Origin of the sequence: Rhizobium sp. NPDC090279 (assembly GCF_044769665.1) — a bacterium.
Classification (GTDB): domain Bacteria; phylum Pseudomonadota; class Alphaproteobacteria; order Rhizobiales; family Rhizobiaceae; genus Rhizobium.
The window spans coordinates 103741-124871 of the sequence record NZ_JBIVYI010000014.1 but is presented as its reverse complement, the minus strand read 5'-3'; the positions used below and the strand labels follow the sequence as shown (position 1 = coordinate 124871).

Sequence of the window (21131 nt, the reverse complement as noted above, 5' to 3'; positions counted from 1 at the left end):
CTTGCTCGGTAGAGCATGTCAGACGAAGGCGACGACGAGGGGGCCAAGCAGCGTCAGGAAGACGTTGGCCAGCGCGTAGGTTATGGCGAAGGGGGTGGTGGGAACGCTGTTGCCGGCCTTGTCGAGGATTTCGCCAAAGGCCGGATTGGCGCTGCGCGAGCCGGAAAGCGCGCCGGCAAAGACGGCCGTGTTGTCATACCGCAGCACATAGCGGCCGAAGAGCATGGTGATGACGAGCGGCAGGATGGTAACGACAACGCCGATCAGGAATAGCGAAATTCCACTTTGCGCGATCGTCTGCACCGCCTGCTGCCCGGATTGCAGCCCGACGACGGCGACAAAGCCGGCAAGGCCAAGATCGCGCAGAAGCGTGGAAGCGCCGGTCGGCATGTTGCCGATTGCCATGTTGCGGCTGCGATACCAACCGAAGACGAGGCCGGCCAAAAGCGCGCCGCCGCCGCTGCCGAGCGTCAGCGGGATCGAGCCGATGCGCAGCACCAGAAGTCCGACGAGCAGGCCGACGACGATCCCGAGTCCGTGGAACACGAAATCCGTCTTGTCGCTTGCAACGATGACGGTGCCGACCTGCTTTGCGATGCGCTGCAGATCCTCGCGAAGCCCGTGGATCGTCACCACGTCGCCGGCGGCGATACGGGTATCTGCAAGCAGGTTGAGCGGATTTCCACCCCGCTTGACCTGAAGCACGAAGATGCCGTGGCGCAGATCCTTGGTGGCTTCGATGATTTCGGCGACCGTATGACCGGCAAAATCCTTGTTGGCGATCACGACGTCCTGCGTCGTGACAACCATATCCATCCCCTCCGAAGACTGTAGCTCCGGTCCTATGGATTCCGCCATTTCGACCACGCCGGCGCGCCGGCCGACGATGAGCACGATATCATCGGCTTGCAGCTTGAGGTTCGGTTCGACGCCGATGATCGTGCCGGCGCGTTTTACCCTTTCGACGGCAATCGTCGCACCGCCCGCGCCAGCTTCGACCTCCCCGATCGACTGGCCCGCCGCCTGGCGAACCTGAAACAGGCGGCCGACGAGATCGGGCAGCGCGGCGGCCTCACCAGGCCCATAAAGCTTGGCGCCGGCCAGGAGCGCCGCTTCGGCCTTGATCGCGTCGTCGCGGATGCTGCGACCCATGAACCAGGGGAGGATGTTGACGCAGACGATGATCGCGCCGAAGGAGCCGAAAATATAGGTGACGGCATAACCGATGGCGACATTTGCCTGCAAGCGCTGGGCCTCATCGGCAGCAAGGCCGAGCTTGCCGATGGCTGAACTCGCCGTGCCGATGATTGCCGATTGCGTCAGTCCGCCGGCGGCAACGCCTGCAGCCAGCCCCTTGTCGAGCCCGAACGTCTTGGAGAGCACGATGACGGTCAGAAGGCCGCTGATCGCCAGCACGGCCGCCATCAGTATTTCGCGGATCGACTGGCGGCCGAGCGAGCGGAAGAATTGCGGCCCGCTTTCGAAGCCGACGGCATAGATGAACAGCGCAAACAGCACCGTCTTGATGCCGTTGTCGATGGTGATACCGATTTGGCTGAGCACGACGGCAACCAGGAGTGAGCCGGCCACTCCGCCCAGTTGGAATTTTCCGAACTGGAACTTGCCGATCCAGTACCCGATAGCCAGCGAAAGAAACAGTGCGATCTCAGGAGCTTGGTGAAAAATAGACCCTAGAAACGCCATCTGTTCCCCCGTCTTCCAAGTCTTCGCTCGTGCGCCGCGATTAGAAGCAAGGGTTGCATTGCTGTCAAGAAAGACTTTTAGGAAAAGCTTAATGAGGATGTAATGAAGAAGACGGGCAGCTGCGGCAATCTAAGGATGACGCGCCGGTGAAAAGCCATGACCGCGCGGGCTTGGAAATGCGGTCGCGCCTTCAAAATTTTCTAGGAAGCATCAGCCATGCGAGCGGGCGAAATTGCCACGGAGATGAACGTGTCGGCTCCCGGCGGCCCATGGCACGTCAAAGCGGTATAGCGACGGGGTGCCCGGATGCGGGGTGATGCACGATGTGCATGTCGAGGCCATAGATAGCACGCAGTGCCTCGGAGGTGAGGATATCCTCCGGCGGGCCGTTGGCGATGATCCTGCCCGAATGCAGGGCGATGATGTGATCGCAGAAGCGGGCGGCCATATTGACGTCGTGCAACACGACGACGACCCCAAGACCCTTGGCATGGCTGAGGCTTTGGACGAGCGACAGCACCTCGATCTGATGCGCGACGTCAAGGGCGGATATCGGCTCGTCGAGCAATAGGCATTCGGCATCCTGCGCGACCAGCATGGCAAGCCAGACGCGCTGGCGCTCGCCGCCGGAAAGCGTGTCGACGAGGCGATCGGCCATGCCCTTGACGTCGGTAAGCTGCATGGCCTCTTCGACCTTGTCGCGATCTGTTTGACCGAAGCGGCCGAGCGCCCCATGCCAGGGATAGCGGCCGAGCGCCACGAGCTCGCGCACCAGCATGCCGGCGGCGGCCGGTGTCGACTGCGGCAGATAGGCGACCTTGCGGGCAAAGGCGCGGTCGCCCCATTCCGTCAGCGGCTTGCCTTCGAAGCGAATGGTGCCGCCGGCCGGCGGTTGCTGACGGGCAAGCAGTTTCAGCAGCGTCGACTTCCCGGAACCATTGTGCCCGATGAGCCCGACGGTGCGCCGCGGGGCGAGCGTCAGCGTCAGGGGCTGCAGCAGCGTGCGCCCGGATATGGCAAAGGAGACGGCTTCGAGCTGGAAGAGCGCCTCGTCACTCATTGCTGAAACGCCGGCTGGGGGTACAGGGCGTGCGTCGGAGGCAGTCATCTTCATCATTCGCATTCCTTCGTCTTCTCATCCCGTTCGGTCGGCAGGCGGCTGGTCGGGGTTGCGTTCCCGTCCTACCAATATACGGGCCTTCATCGCTATATGAATTCTTGAGTTCAATGCACTTGTTTTCGCATCAACCAAAGAAAATAGGGTCCGCCGATCAGTGTCGCGACGATGCCGACCGGCAATTGGTTTGGAAACAGTGCAACGCGCCCGATGAAGTCGGCGAGCGTCGTAAGGGCGGCGCCCGCCATGGCAGCCGCGAGCATATGGGGGAGCGCCCTTTGGAAGCCGAGTGTTCTGGCGATATGCGGCGCCATGAGGCCGACGAAGCTCAAAGGGCCGATCAGCAGGGTTGCCGCGGCGGCGGCAATGGCTGAGAGAAGGAGAAGCGCGGCCCGGCTGACCGATATGTTGAGGCCGAGGGCTTTTGAAGATGATGTACCCAGCGGCAGCAGATCGAGCCAGCGGCTGAAGAAGGGTGCGACCATCAGCACGACGATTGCCACCGCAACGGCGATTATCGCCTGCATCGGTGTCGTGCTGTATGTCGAGCCCGCCATCCACTGCAAGACGCCGAAGATTTTCGGCAGGCCCGTGCCGAGCAGGACCGCGATCAACGCGGCGAAGGCCGTGTTGATCGCAATACCGAAGAGAAGCACATGGTCCGGATTGTAGCGGCTGCGCCGCCCCATCAAAAGCACGGCGGCAAGGCTGACGATGGCGCCGGCAGCGGCTGCCCCCAGCTGTGTCAGGGGGGTGAAGGCCGGTGCCAGCAAGACAAGCAGGAGAATGCCGAGGGCGGCACCGGTGCTGACGCCGATGATTTCGGGACTTGCCATCGGATTGCCGGTCATGCGCTGAATGATGGTTCCCGAGACGGCGAAGAGGACGCCGGCGGCGGCCGCAGCAGCCAGGCGAGGCAGCCGCCAGATCAACAGCGATTGCAAATGGGAAGGCGAAGCGAAGGTCCATCCATCAAGCGAGGGGCCGAGCGACAGCGAAATCCAGATCAATGCCAGCAGCACGACCGCGGTCGCTGCAAGGTAGAGGAGGGGGCGGTGGTTGCGGTGCTCTGCCGCCGCAAGCGCGGGCGTTTCCACGACGGGCAGCCGCCCCAGGAAGATGGCGATGAGGGGTGCGCCGAGAAGCCCGGTCGCAGCGCCGGCGGGGATTTCCCGCATGAAGCGCGCGGCCTGCTGCAGGCCCTCATCGGCGGCGAGCAACAGGACCGCGCCGATGACGGTGCCTGCGATCATGCGCTGCGGCAGCCTGCGGGCGCCGCTGGCGCGGGCGATAAAGGGAGCGGCAAACCCAACGAAGCCGATGACGCCGACAGCGCTGACGGTGAAGGCGGCAAGCATGACGGCCAGCAGGATCGACAGCAGCCGCACGGAGGAAAGCGACAGGCCGAGCGACCTTGCTCCTTCGTCACTTAACGACAGCACGCCAAGCGGCCGCGTCAGAAGCGCCGCCCCGAGGCAACCCAACGCAGCGTAAGGCGCGAGGCGCGAGACAGCGGACCAGTCGTTCTGGGTCAATGAGCCGCTGGCCCAGACGAACAGCCCGTTCATTCCCATGCTGTAGGAGAGGCTGATCGCAGCTGAAATGGCGCCGCAGACGAAGGTGATGATGAGGCCGGCCAGGATCAGCGCTATCGGCGAGAGGCGATGCGGCCAGGCGATCAGGAAGACGAGTGCGAAAGCCGTCAGGCCGCCGCCGAGGGCAATCAGTTCGCGCGCTGACGATGCGAGCGCTGGCACCCAGAGGCCGGCCACAGCCAGGGCAAGATATGCGCCGGCCGAGACGCCGAGCGTCGAAGGATCGGCGAGCGGCGTGCGCAGCACCTGCTGGAAGATCGTGCCCGACAAGCCGAGCACGCCGCCTGCAACGAGAGCGATGACGAACCGCGGCAGGACGCTGTCGTGAACGAGTACCTGTGTGTAGGAGGCGAGATCGGGACTGGTGAGCACCTGCCACCAATCGCGGACGGGCAGCAGGTCGGAAAGCCGTGCTGCCGCCGAAACGAGGGTGGCTGCGAAGAGGAGGATGACAATGGAAGTCGGACCTAGGCGAAGCCTGTTGTGCGTCTGGATCATGGCGTATCTCCGCCTTTGCCGCCCAAGGCAGCGGTCAGCAGACGCGCGAAGCGGGATGCGGATGGAAGACCGCCGGAGCCGAGCACGGCGGGCAGGACATGCAGTCGTCCTTCGCGAACGAAGGAAAAGGTCTGCCACAAGCGATTTTCCGTCAGGCGGGCCGCCATTCCCGGTGCGACGGGACTATCGAGCAGGATCATGGTGGCATCGCCATAGGCTCCGAGCTTCTCCAGCCCGACGATGTTGAATTCCCCCCGGATCGTCATTTCGGCATTGGTCAGGCCGCATCGCCGCAGCACGCCGCCGTAGAGGCTGTCGGGGCCGAAGAGGCTGACGTGCCTATTGTCCAGCGGGCTCGCGACGAGCAGCGGCTTGCCCGCGTGACCGGATAGCCGCTCGGCCCTCACCGTCAATTCGTGACGCGTCGCGTCCACCAGACGCTCACCGGCTTCTCGGGCACCGATCCGGTCGGCAAGCCCCAATGTGCCTTGTTCGGCGATTTCCAGAACATCCGGTGTCGGCTGGAACAGCAGGTCGGCATAAACGGGCGCGATGCGCTGAAGCATCGGCGCAGCCTGCTGCAGCACGGGTGTCGCGACGATGAGCTGCGGGGCGAGCGCCTGCAGCAGCTCGAAATTCGGCGTAAAAAGGAGGCCGACATCGACGACAGAGCTTGGCAGGGAGGGATCAACGACGTAGCGGGCATACCATGCAGGCGCCGGTATGCCCACCGGCGCGACGCCGAGACTGACGAGCGTTGCGGCAATCCCCCAATCCAATGCCGCGATCCGGGAGACGGTGCCGGTTGGTGTCTCGGATAGGACGGCGGCTTTCAGGGGAAAGCCGCCGATGCAAGAGGTTGCAATGCCTGCCAGCAGCGCGCGGCGGCTGATACCGGCCATGGGCACGCCTGCGAGTTCCGTCACCACTTATACCCGAGCGTCGCAAAGACGGTGCGGCGCATGCCATACACGCAGCCCGCAGCGGTGCAATCGCTGATGAAGTGCTTGTCGAACAGGTTGGATACGTTCAAGGCAAATGTCGCTCCGCGCATCTCGTTCGAGAGCTTTCCGAGATCGTAGTTCAAGGCGGCATCGAATACTATATGGTCCGGTATCTTCGCGGTATCGGCATTGGTCGTGTAGCGGCTGCCGATGTAGCGGGCGCCAAGCCCAAGGCCGAGGCCGTCCGCGGCACCATCCTGGAATTTATAATCGGCCCACAGCGATGCGGTGTTGGCCGGCAAATTCGCAACCCGGTTGCCCGCCGTTCCGTCGCTCGCCTTCAGGATTTCGTTGTCGAGATAGGCGTAGGAGGCCGTGACGTTGAGCTCGTCGGTGAGGCTTGCGACGGCGGAAACCTGCGCACCCCTGCTTCTGATCTCGCCCACCTGCGTCTGAACGACCGGCGCAGTCAATGTGTAGGTCACATAGTTCTGCTGGGTCAAATCATAGAGTGACGCGGTTATGAAGCTGTCGAAACCCGTCGGCTGATATTTGAAGCCGACTTCGTATTGCTTGCCCGTCGTCGGCTTGAAGGGGTCGCCAGTCGGGCCGACGCCGATCGTCGGGCTGAAGGAGGTGGCGTAGCTCACATAGGGCGCAAAGCCATTGTCGAAGAGATAGGTGAGGCCGGCACGCCAGGTAAAGGCATGGTCATCCTGGTTGGTACTGGCGCCGGTCAGATAATTGTCGCTATTGGTCGAAGCCCAGTCCTGGCGGGCCGAAAGCAAGAGCGCCCATTGATCGAACTTCAGCTGATCCTGTGCATAGAGACCGACCTGGCTCTGCCTCTGTTTCGCGCTCTGGAAGACGGGCGGCGTCGTGACCGGCTGGGTATAGTCGGGATTGTCGAGATCGAGCGACGGTCCGGCGCCATAGCGGGTGAAGTTGTTCCAGTTCTTATACTGATAATCCAGACCGAACAGAGCCTTGTGGGCAACGGCGCCTGTGTCGAAATCCGCCTCGGCCTGGTTGTCGATCGCAAGCGTATTCAGCTGCTCCTGCGCCGTGTAGGCCGTCCGGTTCAGCGTGTGACCATTGGCAGCCAGCGAGGCAGGCTGCAGCTCCGCATAGTCGACGCTCATGTGCTGGAAACGCAGATTCTGCCTGATGGTCCAGACATCATCGAAACGATGTTCGAACTCGTAGCCGATGCTCTGCTGCTGGCGGCGCATATGGTCGAAATCCTTGTCTCCCGTGAACAGGTCGGTCGGGAAATAGGTGCCGCGGCTCGTCGGAACGAGTGTTCCCGTCGTCGGGAGGCGGCTCCAGAAGCCGCCCTTCGGGTCGTTGAGGTAGTCACCGAGGATCGTAAGCTTGGTGTCTTCGTCCGGCTTGATCGTGACGGCGGGCGCGATCTCGACGCGCTCTTCGCGCTGGTTTTCGACCTGCGTGCCCGTCGTGCGCCCGAGCCCGGTCAGGCGGTACAGCAGCGTGCCGTCGTCGTTCACCGGCCCGCTGAAGTCGAAGGCGGCCTGGGCGCGGTTGTAGCTGCCGCTTTGCAGCTGGATTTCGTGAAGCGGTTCGTCCGTCGGCTTCTTTCCGACCAGGTTGAGGATACCGCCTGGCGATCCCTGGCCGTAGAGGACCGAGGCTGGCCCTTGCAGGACTTCGATGCTGTCGAGGAAGAACGGATCGACCTTCGGCGCGCTCCAGGTTCCCTGCTGCAGCTTGAGGCCGTTGTAGTATTGATCGACCTGGAAGCCGCGAACCAGGAAGTTGTCCAACCGGTTATCCGGGCTGTCAGGTGTGGTGACGCCGGCGGAGTAGGCGATGGCCTGGCGCACCGTCTGCGGCTTTTGAACCTCGAGCTGCGCCTTTGTCACGACCTGCACGGATTGCGGCGTCTCCAGAAGCGGGATGTCCGACTTCGAGGCGACGCTGCCGTCGGTCGAGACGAAGCCGTTCTGCTTGCCCGCCTGTACGACGATGGGGGCAAGCGCGGTCGCGCCGTCGGCAGCCCCCGAACCGGTGGAGGCGCCTGTCGAGCCGGAGATCGTCACCGTCGTGGCATTGGTGAAGCGGTATGAGAGACCCGATCCGGCGAGGATCTTTGCCAATGCTTCCGTTCTGGTGAGCGATCCCCTGGCGCCCTTCGAGCTTATTCCCCGCGCCAGATCGGCGTTGAAGAACAGCTGGACGCCCGTCACCTTCGAGAATTGGACCAGGGCCTGTGACAGCGGCTGCGGTGCGATGTCGTAGGAAATACGGCCGGTCTTTTCGGCAGCCTGGGCAAATGCCGGCGCAGGTGCGAAAGCGACGGTGCCGAGCGCGGTCGTGACCAGGAGTGCCATTGCCAGGGAACGGCCTTGCCGCAAGCTGCCGCTGGTATCGTTCCGCCGTGATCCCTGATTTCCGTTAACGCCGTACCGCATCGCCCCACCTGCATCCTGTTCCCCGCCCATCGCGGGATTTCCGTTGGAAAGGGCCGCTGATCGATACCCTCGAAGCCTTAGACACCAGAAGGTCAGGAGCTAATGAATGAGTTGAGAAAAAAATTCATGTTTTGCGATTTCAGGCGGGGCGATAGACGAGGGTGACATAGTTGGCGGCATTGAGAAGGCGAACGCCAAGCGTGTCGGCGATCGTCTGCAAGGCGCTTTCGGTGTGCTTCGTTTCGAAGATCGCCGTGACGGGTATATCGCCGATACTCTCGCTCATCAGGATGATGCGGCCACGCCGATAGCGCTCCAGTTCGGCCAATACGCGCCGCAAGGGGACGTCCTGGAAGATGATGCGGTCGCTGCGCCATGCTTCCACGGTATCGAGGCTCGCCTTTGTCGGCTGGCCGAGCCTGCCGCCGCCGTAGCTGACCTGCCATCCCGCCTCCAGCCGCAGAGTGGAAAGGTCCCCCGTCTGTACCTGCACGGCATGCTCATTAACTGCGACGGTGACGATGTCGTCGACGAATTTCAGATCGAATTTCGTTCCCAGCGCCCGCGTCGTCCCACCGCCTGCGTGTACGAAAAACGCGCGCGCGGGATCGGGTGAAACATCGAAGAATCCTTCGCCGCGATAAAGCTCGATGCGTCGTTCGCTCTCGGTGAAGAAGGTGGAAAGCGCCGAATAGCTGCCAAGCTCGACGGAACTGCCGTCCTGCAGGCGGATCGTTCGGCGTTCACCGATATCGGTCGTATATTCCGCAAAAAGACCCGGTTGGCTGAGGGCGTAGAAGCTGCCCGATCCGCCGATGAGTGCGAGCGCGCCCAGCATGACGTTGCGCCGCGACAGCAGTGACCGGCCACGACGCAGCCGGTCGAATTCCGGCTGCATGATATCGAAGCGGTCCCAGAGGGCGGCTGCGTGCTTCCAGGCGGCGGCATGAGCGTCATCGGCCGCGAGCCAGGCTTCGAAGGCTTGCCGATCGGCGGCCGTGACCTTGTCGTCGCGCATGCGCACGAACCATTCCAGGGCCTCCATGACGATCGGATCAGTCGCGTCTTCGCTCATGTCGCTCCAAAGTCGAGAGGTTCTCCGCTCGACGTGCCATTGCTCCTAATCGTCATGACACTTTTACAGCGCGATCTAATGAACCAAAGGCCAGATTAATTGCTGCCGATCTTCCGATCGAGATCGGCCAGCGCAATAACGATGTGCGAAATGACGGTGTTGCGCGAAATGCCAAGGCGCGCCGCGATCTCGTCATAGCTCATGCCTTCGAATTTATTGAGGATAAAGGCCTCCCGCCTTTTCGGTGGAAGCGAGGCGACCACCTGGAGAACCCGGCGCAGCTCGCAGCGGTAGACCGTGGTCATTTCGGGAGACGGTTGCTGGTCGGGTATGGCATGAAGCTCGGCGTCGGAAACGCCGACGTCGCCATGCCGTTTGAGATCGCGCAAGTAATTGAGCGCCAGATTGCGCGCCGTCGCTCTCAGATAGGCCGGGCAATTGTCGATATTGCCGCCGTCTACGGCCGCCAGCAATTTGACGAAGGTCTGATGGACAAGGTCTTCCGTTGTCGCTCTGCTGCCGACAAGCCGCCTGACCAGCAGGCGCAGTCGCCCCTGCTCCGACGTATACAAGCCAGCAATGTCTAAGGTCTTGGAGTTCATCGACTGCGTCCGGACTGCAAGCGGGCAAAGCCCATTCCTCGGCAGTAGGGGATCGATAAATTCCTTGCAATCTCAATATTTTAGAGCGCTTCTAAAATTGACACGGCTTTTTGCCCGACCTTAACCGGCTTGATCGAATAAGTGTTTGCTTTCGTTCAATTTGCTCCATCTCAGTCGGAAGATTATCTTGACTGGAAATATCATGTTCTGGCGCAGCTGTTGCCATTCAGCAACGCCAAGGCATGGATCGTTGCTGTGTTGCCGGGCAGAGGTCATTGCAAGGGACGCGGGATCGCGCCGGTCCGAGGCCGGATCGCCAGGTTTTCGTCCTCCTGATCGCTCTCGAGCCGCTGCAGGATCGGGCAATGCGGGCGATGGTCGCCCTGGCAGGAGTTCACGAGCATGGTGAGCGTATGCTCCATATCCTGCAGGTCCTCGATCTTTTTCTTCAGCGCTTCGATATGGCCTTGAGCCAGGCGCTTGACCTCGACGCTCTGACGGGTTTCGTCGCGCCAGAGCCCAAGGAGTTCCCCAATCTCGGCGACCGCGAAGCCGAGATCTCGCGCGCGGCGGATGAAGCGCAGCATATGCACGTCGGTGTCGGAATAGTCGCGATAGCCTGACGCTGTTCTGCCGGCTGCGGGAATGAGGCCCGTCTCTTCGTAATAGCGGATCATCTTGGCCGAAACACCCGATGCCTTCGCTGCCTGTCCTATATTCATGAAACTTCTCCTGACATTAGGCAGTCGGCCCGGGAAGGGCCGGCTGCGTCCGATTGCTGGTTTATACCTTGAAGCGGCGCAGCCGCAGTGCATTGCCGAGAACGAAGACGCTCGACAAGGCCATGGCGCCGGCGGCAAAGACCGGGGAGAGCAAGACGCCGAAGGCCGGATAGAGCGCGCCGGCGGCGACCGGGATCAAAGCCGTGTTGTAGGCGAAGGCCCAGAACAGGTTTTGCCTGATATTGCCGATCGTCGCTTTGGACAGAGCGATGGCGTTCGGTACGCCCTGCAGGCTGCCCGACATGAGGACGACGTCGGCCGCCTCGATCGCGATATCCGTGCCCGTGCCGATGGCAAGACCCACATCGGCTTCCGCCAGCGCGGGGGCATCGTTGATGCCATCGCCGACGAAGGCCACCTTGCCGTACCCGCGCTTGAGCCGACGAACCGCCTCGACCTTGCCGTCGGGCAGTACTTCGGCCACGACTTCGTCGATGCCGAGCCGTGCTGCGATAGCCTTGGCCGTGCGGGCATTGTCGCCGGTGATCATCGCCACCTTGAGGCCCAGAGCGTGCAGTGCCCTAATCGCGGCCGGCGTCGTCTCCTTGACTGGATCGGCGACAGCAATGATCGCGGCGAGCTTGCCGTCGATCGCTGCATAGAGCGGCGACTTGCCCTCGTTACCGAGACGTTCGGCGGCATCGGAGAAGCCTGCGACGTCAAGCCCAAGCTCCACCATGAAGCGGTCGGCGCCGATCTCGATGCGCTTGTCGCCGGCCCTTGCCCTGACGCCGAACCCCGTCACTGATTCAAACTCCGAAACGCTTGGCAGCACCAGATTTTCCGAGGTGGCCGCTTCGACGATCGCGCGGGCAATCGGATGCTCGGATTTTGCTTCGACCGCCGCCACCAGGCTCAGTACGCCAGGACGATCGAAGCCCGCCGCCAGTTCCAGGTCGGTCAGAGCAGGTTTGCCTTCGGTCAGGGTGCCCGTCTTGTCGACGGCGACGACGCTTGCGTCCTTGAGCAGCTGCAGGGCTTCGCCCTTGCGGAAAAGTACGCCCAGTTCTGCGCCGCGGCCGGTGCCGACCATGATCGAGGTCGGGGTGGCAAGCCCCATGGCGCATGGGCAGGCGATGATCAGGACGGCGACCGCATTGACCAGCGCGAAAGTGAGAGCGGGCGACGGGCCAAAGTAGAGCCAGGCCGCGAAGGTGAGAGCCGCCACGATCATCACGGCCGGCACGAACCACATGGTCACCTTGTCGACCATGGCCTGGATCGGCAGCTTCGATCCTTGCGCTTCCTCGACCATGCGAATGATCTGCGACAGCACGGTGTTGCCGCCGACGGCGGTCGCCCGGAAGGCAAAGGCGCCCTTCTGGTTGACCGTGCCGCCAACGACGTCACTGCCGATCGTCTTCAGAACCGGGATAGGTTCGCCTGTAATCATCGATTCGTCGACATAGCTTTCGCCTTCGACGAGCTCGCCATCGACCGGAACACGTTCGCCGGGACGAACCTCGACGATGTCGCCGGAGCCGACCGCGCCGACTGGCAGGTCGACGACCTCGCCATCACGGCGGACACGCGCCGTCTTGGCCTGAAGGTTGACCAGGCGCTTGATCGCTTCGGACGTGCGTCCCTTGGCCCGGGCTTCGAGCAACCGCCCGAGCAGGATCAGCGTGACGATGACGGCGGCCGCCTCGAAATAGACGTTAATCGTGCCCGATGGCAGAAGGTGGGGCGCGAAGGTCGCGACCAGCGAATAGGCATAGGCCGCCAAAGAGCCTACGGCGACAAGCGAATTCATGTCGGGTGCAAGCCGCCAGAGGGCCGGAAGCCCCTTTTGATAGAAGCGGATGCCGGGAACGAAAAGGACGAGCGTCGTCAGCGCAAGCTGGATGTACCAACTCCACTGCATGCCGATCGTTTCCTCGATGATACCATGCACGCCGGGAATGAGGTGCGATCCCATCTCCATGAGAAAGACCGGCGCGGTCAGCACCGCCGCAATGGTGAAATCGCGGCTGAGCTCCCGGCGTTCGGCTTCCTTTTTCTCCGCACGCCCCGCTTCGTCGTCTTCGATCCCGCCGCTGAGTGCGGAGGCGCCGATTGCCGTCGCCTCGTAGCCGGCGTCTTCGATTGCGGCGATCAGGTTGGCTGCATCGGCAGATCCCTTGATCGTCGCCCGTTCGGTTGCGAGATTGACGGCAGCTTCCGTGACGCTAGGTACGGCTTTCAGGGCGCGTTCCACCCGGCCGACGCAGGACGCGCAGGTCATGCCCTCCACCGAGAGCTCTATGGTGCTGATGGGGGATGCGGCTTTCGCGGGCACCGAATAGCCGACGTTTTCGACAGCCTCGACGAGTTTGCCGCGGTCGACGGCCGCGTTTGCCATGATGCTTGCCCGCTCGGTGGCGAGGTTGACCGACACGGTCTCGACGCCGGGTACGGCTTTCAAGGCCCTTTCGACGCGGCCGACGCAGGATGCGCAGCTCATGCCCTCGATGGGGAGCGTTATTGCAGCAGATAGATCTGTCTTTCGAACGGGGGCATTCATAGCCGCCTCCTTTCTCGTTCCGAAATTCGAGTTCGAACGGAAGATGGGGCTTCCAACCATGGGAAGGTCAATAGCATTTTTTTCGTCGCGTGACACTTGACCTTCCCATGGTTGGAAACTCCACTTTGAAGGCCGTGAGATCAAAACCAAGGAGATTTCTCATGGAACTCAAAATCGAAAACATGACCTGCGGCGGCTGCGCCAGATCCGTCACCAAGGCGATCCAATCGGTCGATCCCGATGCAAAGGTGGAGGCCGATCCCGCCGCCCGCACGGTCAAGGTCGACACGACCGCACCGGGGATTGCCCTCCGCAGGGTTCTGGACGAGGCCGGCTACCCGGCGACCTCGGATCGGTAAGGGTCGCAATGATGACGACGCTCAATCCGAGCGTCGCCGCAAGCGCGCCGCGATGGCAAGGAATGCGGCCGATTTTGCCTTCGCCGGCGCGAGCGTGATGTTCGGGTCTTGCGCAAACATGAGGATGCGCTTTTATGTAAGCGCATCCTGTTGCAGCGAAAGCGCTCGCAGCGGCCACGGAGGAGGGCCGAATGCGATCTCGCAAGGGATGCCAGTTTGTGCTGGCAGTGGCATTCAAGGGGAGGACTCGATGGCCGCTAACTATCAGACGCAGTATCGCGAACGCGTGCGCTCTGCACATGAGGCCGTTGCCTTGATACCATCCGGCGCGAAGATCGCCATGCCGATCGCAGCCGGCCAGCCGCCTGCCATCCTTGCAGCGCTAGCCGAGCGCGCCCGGGCGGGGGCGGTGGAGAACCTCCGGCTCTACTACCTGCTCTGCACGGGGATTGCCGGCGCCAGCGTGTTCGACTTCGACCTGCGCGACCGCATCATTCCCATGAGTTATTTTCACGGAGCGGTGGATCGCACCCTCGACAAGAAGCGAATGGCGGAGATGTTGCCCGCAGGCGATCTCGTGCCGTGCCACTTCAGCCAGGTGCCGCGCTCGCTGGTCGAGCATGTCGGCGTCGACACGTTGGTGGCAACCGTCTCGCCCATGGACGCGGACGGAAATTTCAGTCTTGGCGCCAGTACGGATTATGCGCTTGCGGTTGCCCGAAAGCCGGGAACCCGGCTGATCCTCGAGGTCAATGCCAACATGCCCTATGTGCGCGGCAATTGCATGATACCCGTGTCGGATGTCGCCGCCTTTGTCGAGAATGACGCAAGCCTGCCGGCGCTGCCTGCCGCGCCCCGTTCGGAAGTCGATGATACCATCGGCGCCATCATTGCCGGGCTGGTCGATGATGGCGATTGCTTGCAGATGGGCATCGGTGCGCTACCCGACGCCGTTTGCGCCGGCCTCTCCCAGCATCGCCACGTCGGTATTCATACCGAAATGATGACATCGGGGCTTGCCGCTCTGGTCAGGGCAGGCGTGGTCGACAATAGCCGCAAGCAGATCCATGTCGGACGAACCGTCTTCACCTTCGCGCTGGGCGACAAGCCGCTCTACGACTTCCTGAACAACAATCCCGATGTCGAGGCGCATCCCGTCGAGTATGTGAACAATCCATTCGTCATTGCGCAAAATGACCGTATGGTGTCGGTCAATGCGACGATGCAGGTTGATCTCAACGGTGCGTGCAATTCCGAATTCGTCAATGGACGGCAGTTCAGCGGATCGGGCGGTCAGGTGGACTTCGTGCGCGGCGCCTATGCCTCGCGTGGTGGCCGCTCGATCATTGCTTGTCATGCGACGGCGGCCAAAGGGACGCTCTCGCGTATCGTTCCGACGCTGACAGGCCCGGTGACGACATCACGCAACGATATCCATATTGTCGTCACGGAATATGGTTGGGCCAATCTCAAGGGCAAGTCCGTGGCCGAACGTGCGAAGGCGCTGATTGCGCTGGCTCACCCCGATTTCCGCGAGGGATTGGACCGGGCGGCCCACCAGGCTGGATTCTACGCGCCGGATTGACGCCGTTCGGCATTCGATGAGCAGAAGACTGTCGATCTCTCCTGGACAACAAGAAGGACCCGGAGGGAAGCCAGATCCTCTATTCTGATCGGAAATCAATAGATCATTTTGAGAAGCCTGATGGATCGGTACATCAGGCTCCTCGTACCTGGTCCCAGGTAGACCAGGTAAATCGGTATTAGAAGCTACGCTGGAAGCGCAGGATACCAGCCCACTGATCCTGGTTCACAGAATCGAAGTTGGTGTAGGAGACTTCCGGCTCGATGAGCAGGTTCTTGACCGGGTTGAACTTGAGGTTCGTGGTCGCGGCGAAGATCTTCGAGTCGGTGTAGGCGAGCTGGAGGTTCCACTTCAGCTTTTCGTTGATCGGAACGCCAACGCCACCCCAAACTGCCCAGTCACCCCAGCCGCACTTCGATGCATCGTTAGCCGGGCAAGAAGAGCGAGCCAGGTTGGTGCCGGCGTACTTGTTCAGGTTGTCGCCATCGGTGTTCCAGCCGCCCATCAAGAAGGCCGAGAACACGCCGAAGTCTGCGTCTACACGAGCCTTGATCGCGCCTTCCGACTTGATCGAGTCGTAACCGCCGACGACCTTGAAGCCCCATGCACCGGACTTGAAGCCGGCACCGGCGACAACGTCAGGAGCGTAGTGGTTGGCCTTGTCGTCTGACGCCCAGCTTGCGCCATAGCCAGCGCCCGAGCCGCTGGAGTTGCTGTCTTCGAGCGAGACGACAGCGGTGAAGCCGTTGCCGGCGTCGTAGTTGTAGGTCAACTGGTTGAGTTCGTACGGGCCGTCATAGATCACGTCGTCGTTGATGACGTCGCCGGCATAACCTGTGTAGTAGTTGAACTGCGAATCGGCCTTACCGACGAGGAAACCGCCGAGGCTGATGTTGGCCCAGAGCAGCTTGGTGCTGGTGCTGTTGCCTTCCTGCCAATCCCAACGGATGACGGTGTTGGTCTTCAGAGGACCGTATTCGGTGTCGGTTGCGGTGTCGAGGGCCAGCTGAGCACGGGTATGCCAGAGAGTGCCGTTCCGGCTGTTGGCATTGTAGGCATCGTACCACTTCCCTTCGGTACGGACCATGCCGCCGATCTTGAGGCAGGTTTCCGTGCCCGGAATGAAGAAGTAGCCAGCACCGTATGCGTCGCAGATGCGAACGTATTCCAGCGGCTCGGGCTCAGCGGCAACGATTGCGTCGGCTGCATGGGCACCCGATACTGCTGCCAGCGCAGCAGCGGAGCCGAGAAGAAGGCTCTTGATGTTCATTATTAAACTCCTGGTTGTAGCTATTCGTACATAATCCAAGGAGCGAGCATAATAGGCCGGCCTGTACCTGCTCCCCCGCAAACAGGAAGCAAAAACCAGGCACTGCATCTGCAATAGATTGCCGGTACTATCCCCACCCCGCTGGAACCTCGTTAGCTGGCGGCTGAAACAACACCCCACCAGATCGCAAGCTAACTAAGCTCTGCTGACACAATTAGATACATTCAGATTGTTTGTAAATGGATTCCGGGAACGTTCGGAAACGGAAAAAATGGTTGTTGATTTCATGCAACACATGCCTGGCGAGAAAATTCAGACGGCAGGTTGTTACGAGGCAATCAGCGTGTCGACCGAATGCTGGGATGTTCTGTACCATCGCCTGCATCCCATGGATGACTTCAGTGCGCGATCGCAAACAGTTCCATTGCCTCGGCAAAGCCTTTCAGCTGCTGCCGGCCGACCGAGATTGCATCGGTGATACCAGCCTTTTGTTGGAACGAAGCCGACATCAGCAGCGCTTCGCCCCTTTCGCTGCAGGCACTCTGGATGCGGCTGACGATATTGACGTCAGGGCCGATCAAAGTGAAATCCAGGCGGTTGCCGGACCCGACATTGCCGTAGCTCACTTCGCCATAGTGCAATGCGATGCCGACCTTGACGTGAATGCCGTCATAGTCGAAGCCGCCTATTTCATCGAGGATTGTCTTTGCCGCCGTCAGCGCGGCATTGCAGGCGCCGGCCGCATCAATGCCAGGAAAGAATGCGAGAACCGCATCGCCCATGAACTTCAGCACTTCACCGCCTTCATGGGTAATCGCCGGCACGACCTTGTCGAAATAGGCGTTCAGAAGTCCGAGGACGGTTCCGCCGGGCAGTCGATTGGAGAGTTCGGTGAAGCCGCGCAGGTCGCACAACAGAAGTGCTGCCTCCATCGATTCGATTTCGCCGCGGCGGATGTGTCCGGCAAGGATGCGGCTCGCCGTCATCGGGCCAATATAAGTGTCGAGGAGGCTGAGTTCGCATTGTCTGAGAACGCGCAGCTCGCAGGTGTTGCGCAATGCCGGCAGAATGCGCTCGACCAGATCCAGTTCGGCTGATGTGAAGCCACCGGGTCGTCGCGTGCCGAAGACGGCAGTGCTGATCGGCCCGTCGGCGTTGCACAGCGGCGCTATTATCAGCTGAACCAACCCGCGGCCGGAAAAGATGTCGATGTGCTGCCAGGGCCCATAGGGGCTTTCGCCGGGTCCGACGATCAGCGGCTCGCGCATTTCCTGCACCCTGACGAGCGGTGTATTGGCCAACATCAGGCGTGAGCCATGTTCGCGGTCATGGATCTCGATCGGTTCGCCCGGCGCCCAGGCAAAAGTGCGGCCAATGAGTTCCGGATGCAGCGTCGTCAGATGCAGCGTCAGTCGATCGACGGGGAGACCAAGGGCCTGCAGGCGACGGCCAAGCCCGGCGACGAGGCCTGCCTCGTCGAGAGCGTGGCACTCGTCCCCCGTCAGCCATTCGATAAGGCTCAAGGTTGCCGCGGTATTGACGCCGCTGCGCGTCACCCTGGAGTTGGTGGTCGTCGTCTTCGGCATGTCGTGCAGCAAGGTCATGATTATCTCCTCCTCTTTGAGGTGCGGCATTCAGTGGGCGGCGCCGCCGGAAAGCTGACCGGGTTTCTTCAGAAGTAGGCTGGCGATGAGGGCGACGACCAGCGCGACGCCGAGCAGATAGAAGGTGTCGCTGAAGGCCATGATGTTGGCCTGCGTGCGCAGATCGGAGGCGATGGCGACGATGGCCTTGTGCGTGGCAAGCGCCTGATCGCTCACCCCATGGTTCATGAAGTAGCTGGTGAGATTGGCAATACGAGCGCGGGTAGCCTCTTCGAACATCGACACGGAATTCGTGAGAATATTCGAGTGGAATTGCTCGCGTTTGGTTAGGAAGGTTTGCAGTGCCGCAATACCGACCGCGCCGCCGAGATTGCGCATCATGTTGAAGAGCGCCGAGGCGGAGCCGGCATTTTCCTGTTCGATCCCGGCAGTCGCAATCGCGGTCAGTGGCGTGAAGGCGAGCGCCTGGCCGACCGCGCGCACGATGTTCGGCCAGAAGAGTTGGTCGCTGGCATAGTTGCTGGTCATGTAGACATTCATGAAGTTCGAAGCGGCAAAGAGCGCAAAACCGACGATGATCAGCAGACGCGAATCGATGCGTTTCATCAGTCGCGGCACCAGCGGGATCAGGATCAGCTGCGGAATGCCGGTCCAGGCAAGCACCATGCCAATCTGCTCGGAATTATAGCCCTGGATGCGTGTGAGGTAGATCGGCAGGATGAAGACCGAACCGTAGAGCGCGATGCCGAGCAGGAAGTTGGCAACGATGCCGAAGCCGAAATTGCGGCGCACCAGCAGGCGCAGGTTGAGGAGCGGATGGGCGGCGCGAAGCTCGATGATGAGAAAGAGCGTCAAGGAGACTGCGGCGATAACGGAGAGACGGACGATGAAGGGCGAACCGAACCAGTCATCCTTGTTGCCCTCTTCAAGCACGGTCTGCAGCGCGGCAAGGCCGACCGCCATGGTGATGATGCCTGGCCAGTCGCCCTTGGCAAGCAGCGAGAGGTTCATCGGCGCGCGGTCGAGCGAGGCCCAGAGCATGCCGATCATCAGAATGCCGGGTACGAGATTGACGTAGAAAATATACTCCCAGCCCCAGTTTTCCGTGAGGTAGCCGCCGATGGTCGGGCCGATCGCCGGCGCGAAGGTCGCCGAAAGGGCGAAAAGGGCAAGGCCTATCGGCTGCTTGGGCTTCGGCAGCATTGTGATGATGATGGTGAAGGCCATCGGGATCAGCACGCCGCCGGAGAAGCCCTGTATGGCGCGCAGCACGATCATCTGCTGCAGGTTTGCGGCAAAGGCGCAGGCCACCGAGAAGAGCAGGAAGAGGATGGCATTGGTCAGCAGATAGAGGCGGACCGAAAAGACGCGGGCAAGCCAGGCGCTGAGCGGAATGACGACGATTTCGGCGATCAGGTAGGAGGTCGAGATCCAGCCGCCGTCATCCGTTCCGGCGCCGATCGCACCCTGGATGTCGGCAAGCGAGGCGTTGACGATCTGGATGTTCAGAACCGCCATGAAGGCGCCGAGGGTGGAGCCAATGACGGCGGTCCACATCCGCAACGGGCTCATGGCGGGTCGGGCAGCGGGAGCGGGCGCAGCGCTTGCGGGTGCGGCGGAATTGTTGTTTGCGGCGATCTGAAGGGTGGTCACGATGCTTCTCCTTCCGGCCGAAGCCGAAATAATCTCATGCCGATAGCGAGACGAATGACGGGAGGGACTATCCGGCGTGGCCAGATGATCCTTCGGCGCTGGCAGTCGAGATCTGCGCTGCCTTGGTATCGATTTCGGGTTCGACGGACATGCCTGAGCGAAGTAGCCCCGCGAAGTGCTCGTCGTCGATGACGATCTTGACCGGGATGCGCTGGACGATCTTGGTGAAGTTACCGGTGGCGTTGTCAGGCGGCAGTAGCGAGAATTCGAGCCCGCTTGCCGGCGAGATGCTGTCGACATGGCCCTTGATGGTTTCGTCGGGGAAGCTGTCGACCTTGATCTCGACCGACTGGCCGGGGCGCACGAAGGTCAGCTGCGTTTCCTTGAAGTTGGCAACGACATAGACCGAGTGCAGCGGCACCACCGCCATCAGCTGTGTGCCCGAGGTGACGTATTGCCCGACGCGGATCGAACGGGCGCCGACCGTCCCGTCGACGGCGGCGATGATGTCGGTATAGGAAAGATTGAGTTCCGCCTGCTGGACGGCGGCGGCGGCGCGGTCACGCTGGGCGGCAGCCTGATCACGCTGGGTCTGCAGCACCGGTACCTTGTTCTGGGCGGCAACGACGGCGGCCTGGTCGCGCTGGAGCGCGGCAACGGCCTGATCGCGAGCCGACTGTGTCTGTTCAGCTTGTGATTGGCTGCCAACGCCGTTGGTCGTCAGGCGGGCCGCGCGGGCTGCGTCCGACACGGCCCAGTTCAGCGAGGCCTGTGAAGAATCAACCGTGGCCTTTGCCTGTGCGATCAGCGATTGCTGCAACTGGATCTGCGCGTCGATGTTGGAAATTGCCGCATCCGCGGACTTGAGATCGGCCTTCGCCTGGGAAAGCGCGGCCTGGAAGTCGCGGTCGTCTATGCGTGCGAGCACCTGGCCAGCCTTAACCTTCTCATTGTCGCTGACCAGCACGTCCCTGATGTAGCCGGCGACCTTCGGGGCGATGGTGGTGTAGTCGGCCTTCACATAGGCATCGTCCGTGGATTCGATGAAGCGTCCGACCGTCCAGTAGCGATAGCCGAAGTCTGCTGCGACCGCGACACCGGCCAGCAGCGCAGCAATCAGCACGCCGCGCTTGATGAGCTTTCTGTCTGGCTTGGGTGTGGCGGCAGCGACAGGCGCTTTGGCCGCTACGCCTTGCGGAGCCTCGGTAACGGGGGACTTGGCCACCTCGCTTGCTGGAGCAGCATCGGCCTGGCTTGCAGTTTTGAACGCCTCGTTGCGCGGTAGTTCGACCATTGTCCGTTTCCTTCGGTATCGCCACCCCTTTGCATGGGGTCATTTTTGATGCGATGAAGATGCGTCCGAACGGTCCTTCTGATAATCTCCTCAAATTTGGAAGGATCATCAAGT

15 protein-coding genes are annotated in these 21131 nt (G+C 61.6%); 2 read left to right on the top strand and 13 right to left on the bottom strand.

All coding sequences use genetic code 11. The features are described from left to right. Positions 1 to 18: 18 nt before the first annotated feature. From aspT to ACIQWP_RS28300, 9 genes are all read right to left on the bottom strand, one after another. Positions 19 to 1704, bottom strand: coding sequence for an aspartate-alanine antiporter (gene aspT / locus ACIQWP_RS28340; RefSeq protein ID WP_402794821.1), 1686 nt, complete (start codon positions 1702 to 1704; stop codon positions 19 to 21). A 277-nt stretch (positions 1705 to 1981) separates the two neighbouring features. Further along, complete coding sequence (locus tag ACIQWP_RS28335) at positions 1982 to 2764, bottom strand: ATP-binding cassette domain-containing protein (protein ID WP_402794929.1); 783 nt, start codon at positions 2762 to 2764, stop codon at positions 1982 to 1984. A 164-nt stretch (positions 2765 to 2928) separates the two neighbouring features. Next, a complete protein-coding gene (gene fhuB, locus ACIQWP_RS28330) occupies positions 2929 to 4914 on the bottom strand; it encodes a Fe(3+)-hydroxamate ABC transporter permease FhuB (protein ID WP_402794819.1) in 1986 nt (661 codons plus the stop codon). Beyond that, positions 4911 to 5840 (bottom strand): ABC transporter substrate-binding protein, encoded by a 930-nt coding sequence (locus ACIQWP_RS28325; RefSeq protein ID WP_402794817.1) that lies wholly within the window; start codon positions 5838 to 5840, stop codon positions 4911 to 4913. Before ACIQWP_RS28325 ends, fhuB begins: the two co-directional genes overlap by 4 nt. After that, positions 5837 to 8209 (bottom strand): TonB-dependent siderophore receptor, encoded by a 2373-nt coding sequence (locus tag ACIQWP_RS28320; RefSeq protein WP_402794815.1) that lies wholly within the window; start codon positions 8207 to 8209, stop codon positions 5837 to 5839. The genes ACIQWP_RS28325 and ACIQWP_RS28320 overlap by 4 nt, the downstream gene beginning before the upstream one ends. A gap of 220 nt (positions 8210 to 8429) precedes the next feature. Then, the gene (locus ACIQWP_RS28315; RefSeq protein WP_402794813.1) at positions 8430 to 9365 is read right to left on the bottom strand and encodes a FecR family protein; all 936 of its coding nucleotides are present in this window, start codon (positions 9363 to 9365) and stop codon (positions 8430 to 8432) included. Positions 9366 to 9460: 95 nt separating this feature from the next. Further along, positions 9461 to 9967, bottom strand: a complete 507-nt coding sequence (locus ACIQWP_RS28310; RefSeq protein ID WP_402794811.1) for an RNA polymerase sigma factor — start codon at positions 9965 to 9967, stop codon at positions 9461 to 9463. Between the two features lie 272 nt (positions 9968 to 10239). Then, positions 10240 to 10689 carry a Cu(I)-responsive transcriptional regulator gene (gene cueR, locus ACIQWP_RS28305; protein ID WP_402794810.1) on the bottom strand — a complete coding sequence of 150 codons (450 nt, stop codon included), beginning with the start codon at positions 10687 to 10689 and terminating at the stop codon, positions 10240 to 10242. A gap of 61 nt (positions 10690 to 10750) precedes the next feature. Continuing rightward, complete coding sequence (locus ACIQWP_RS28300; RefSeq protein WP_402794808.1) at positions 10751 to 13252, bottom strand: heavy metal translocating P-type ATPase; 2502 nt, start codon at positions 13250 to 13252, stop codon at positions 10751 to 10753. A 161-nt stretch (positions 13253 to 13413) separates the two neighbouring features. Here ACIQWP_RS28300 and ACIQWP_RS28295 point away from each other — a divergent pair, with 161 nt between their 5' ends. Together ACIQWP_RS28295 and ACIQWP_RS28290 are read left to right on the top strand one after the other, a co-directional pair. Continuing rightward, the gene (locus ACIQWP_RS28295) at positions 13414 to 13611 is read left to right on the top strand and encodes a heavy-metal-associated domain-containing protein (RefSeq protein WP_402794806.1); all 198 of its coding nucleotides are present in this window, start codon (positions 13414 to 13416) and stop codon (positions 13609 to 13611) included. A gap of 250 nt (positions 13612 to 13861) precedes the next feature. Then, on the top strand, positions 13862 to 15196 hold the full coding sequence (locus ACIQWP_RS28290) for an acetyl-CoA hydrolase/transferase family protein (RefSeq protein ID WP_402794804.1): 1335 nt from the start codon (positions 13862 to 13864) through the stop codon (positions 15194 to 15196). A gap of 178 nt (positions 15197 to 15374) precedes the next feature. Here ACIQWP_RS28290 and ACIQWP_RS28285 read toward each other — a convergent pair whose 3' ends face one another. The 4 genes from ACIQWP_RS28285 to ACIQWP_RS28270 all read right to left on the bottom strand — a co-directional run bounded on the left by ACIQWP_RS28285 (position 15375) and on the right by ACIQWP_RS28270 (position 21017). Further along, the gene (locus ACIQWP_RS28285; protein ID WP_402794801.1) at positions 15375 to 16466 is read right to left on the bottom strand and encodes a porin; all 1092 of its coding nucleotides are present in this window, start codon (positions 16464 to 16466) and stop codon (positions 15375 to 15377) included. A 398-nt stretch (positions 16467 to 16864) separates the two neighbouring features. Further along, positions 16865 to 18052 carry an adenylate/guanylate cyclase domain-containing protein gene (locus tag ACIQWP_RS28280; protein WP_402794927.1) on the bottom strand — a complete coding sequence of 396 codons (1188 nt, stop codon included), beginning with the start codon at positions 18050 to 18052 and terminating at the stop codon, positions 16865 to 16867. Positions 18053 to 18100: 48 nt separating this feature from the next. Further along, positions 18101 to 19723 (bottom strand): MDR family MFS transporter, encoded by a 1623-nt coding sequence (locus ACIQWP_RS28275; RefSeq protein ID WP_402794793.1) that lies wholly within the window; start codon positions 19721 to 19723, stop codon positions 18101 to 18103. A gap of 67 nt (positions 19724 to 19790) precedes the next feature. Further along, complete coding sequence (locus ACIQWP_RS28270) at positions 19791 to 21017, bottom strand: HlyD family secretion protein (protein ID WP_402794791.1); 1227 nt, start codon at positions 21015 to 21017, stop codon at positions 19791 to 19793. Positions 21018 to 21131 lie beyond the last annotated feature (114 nt).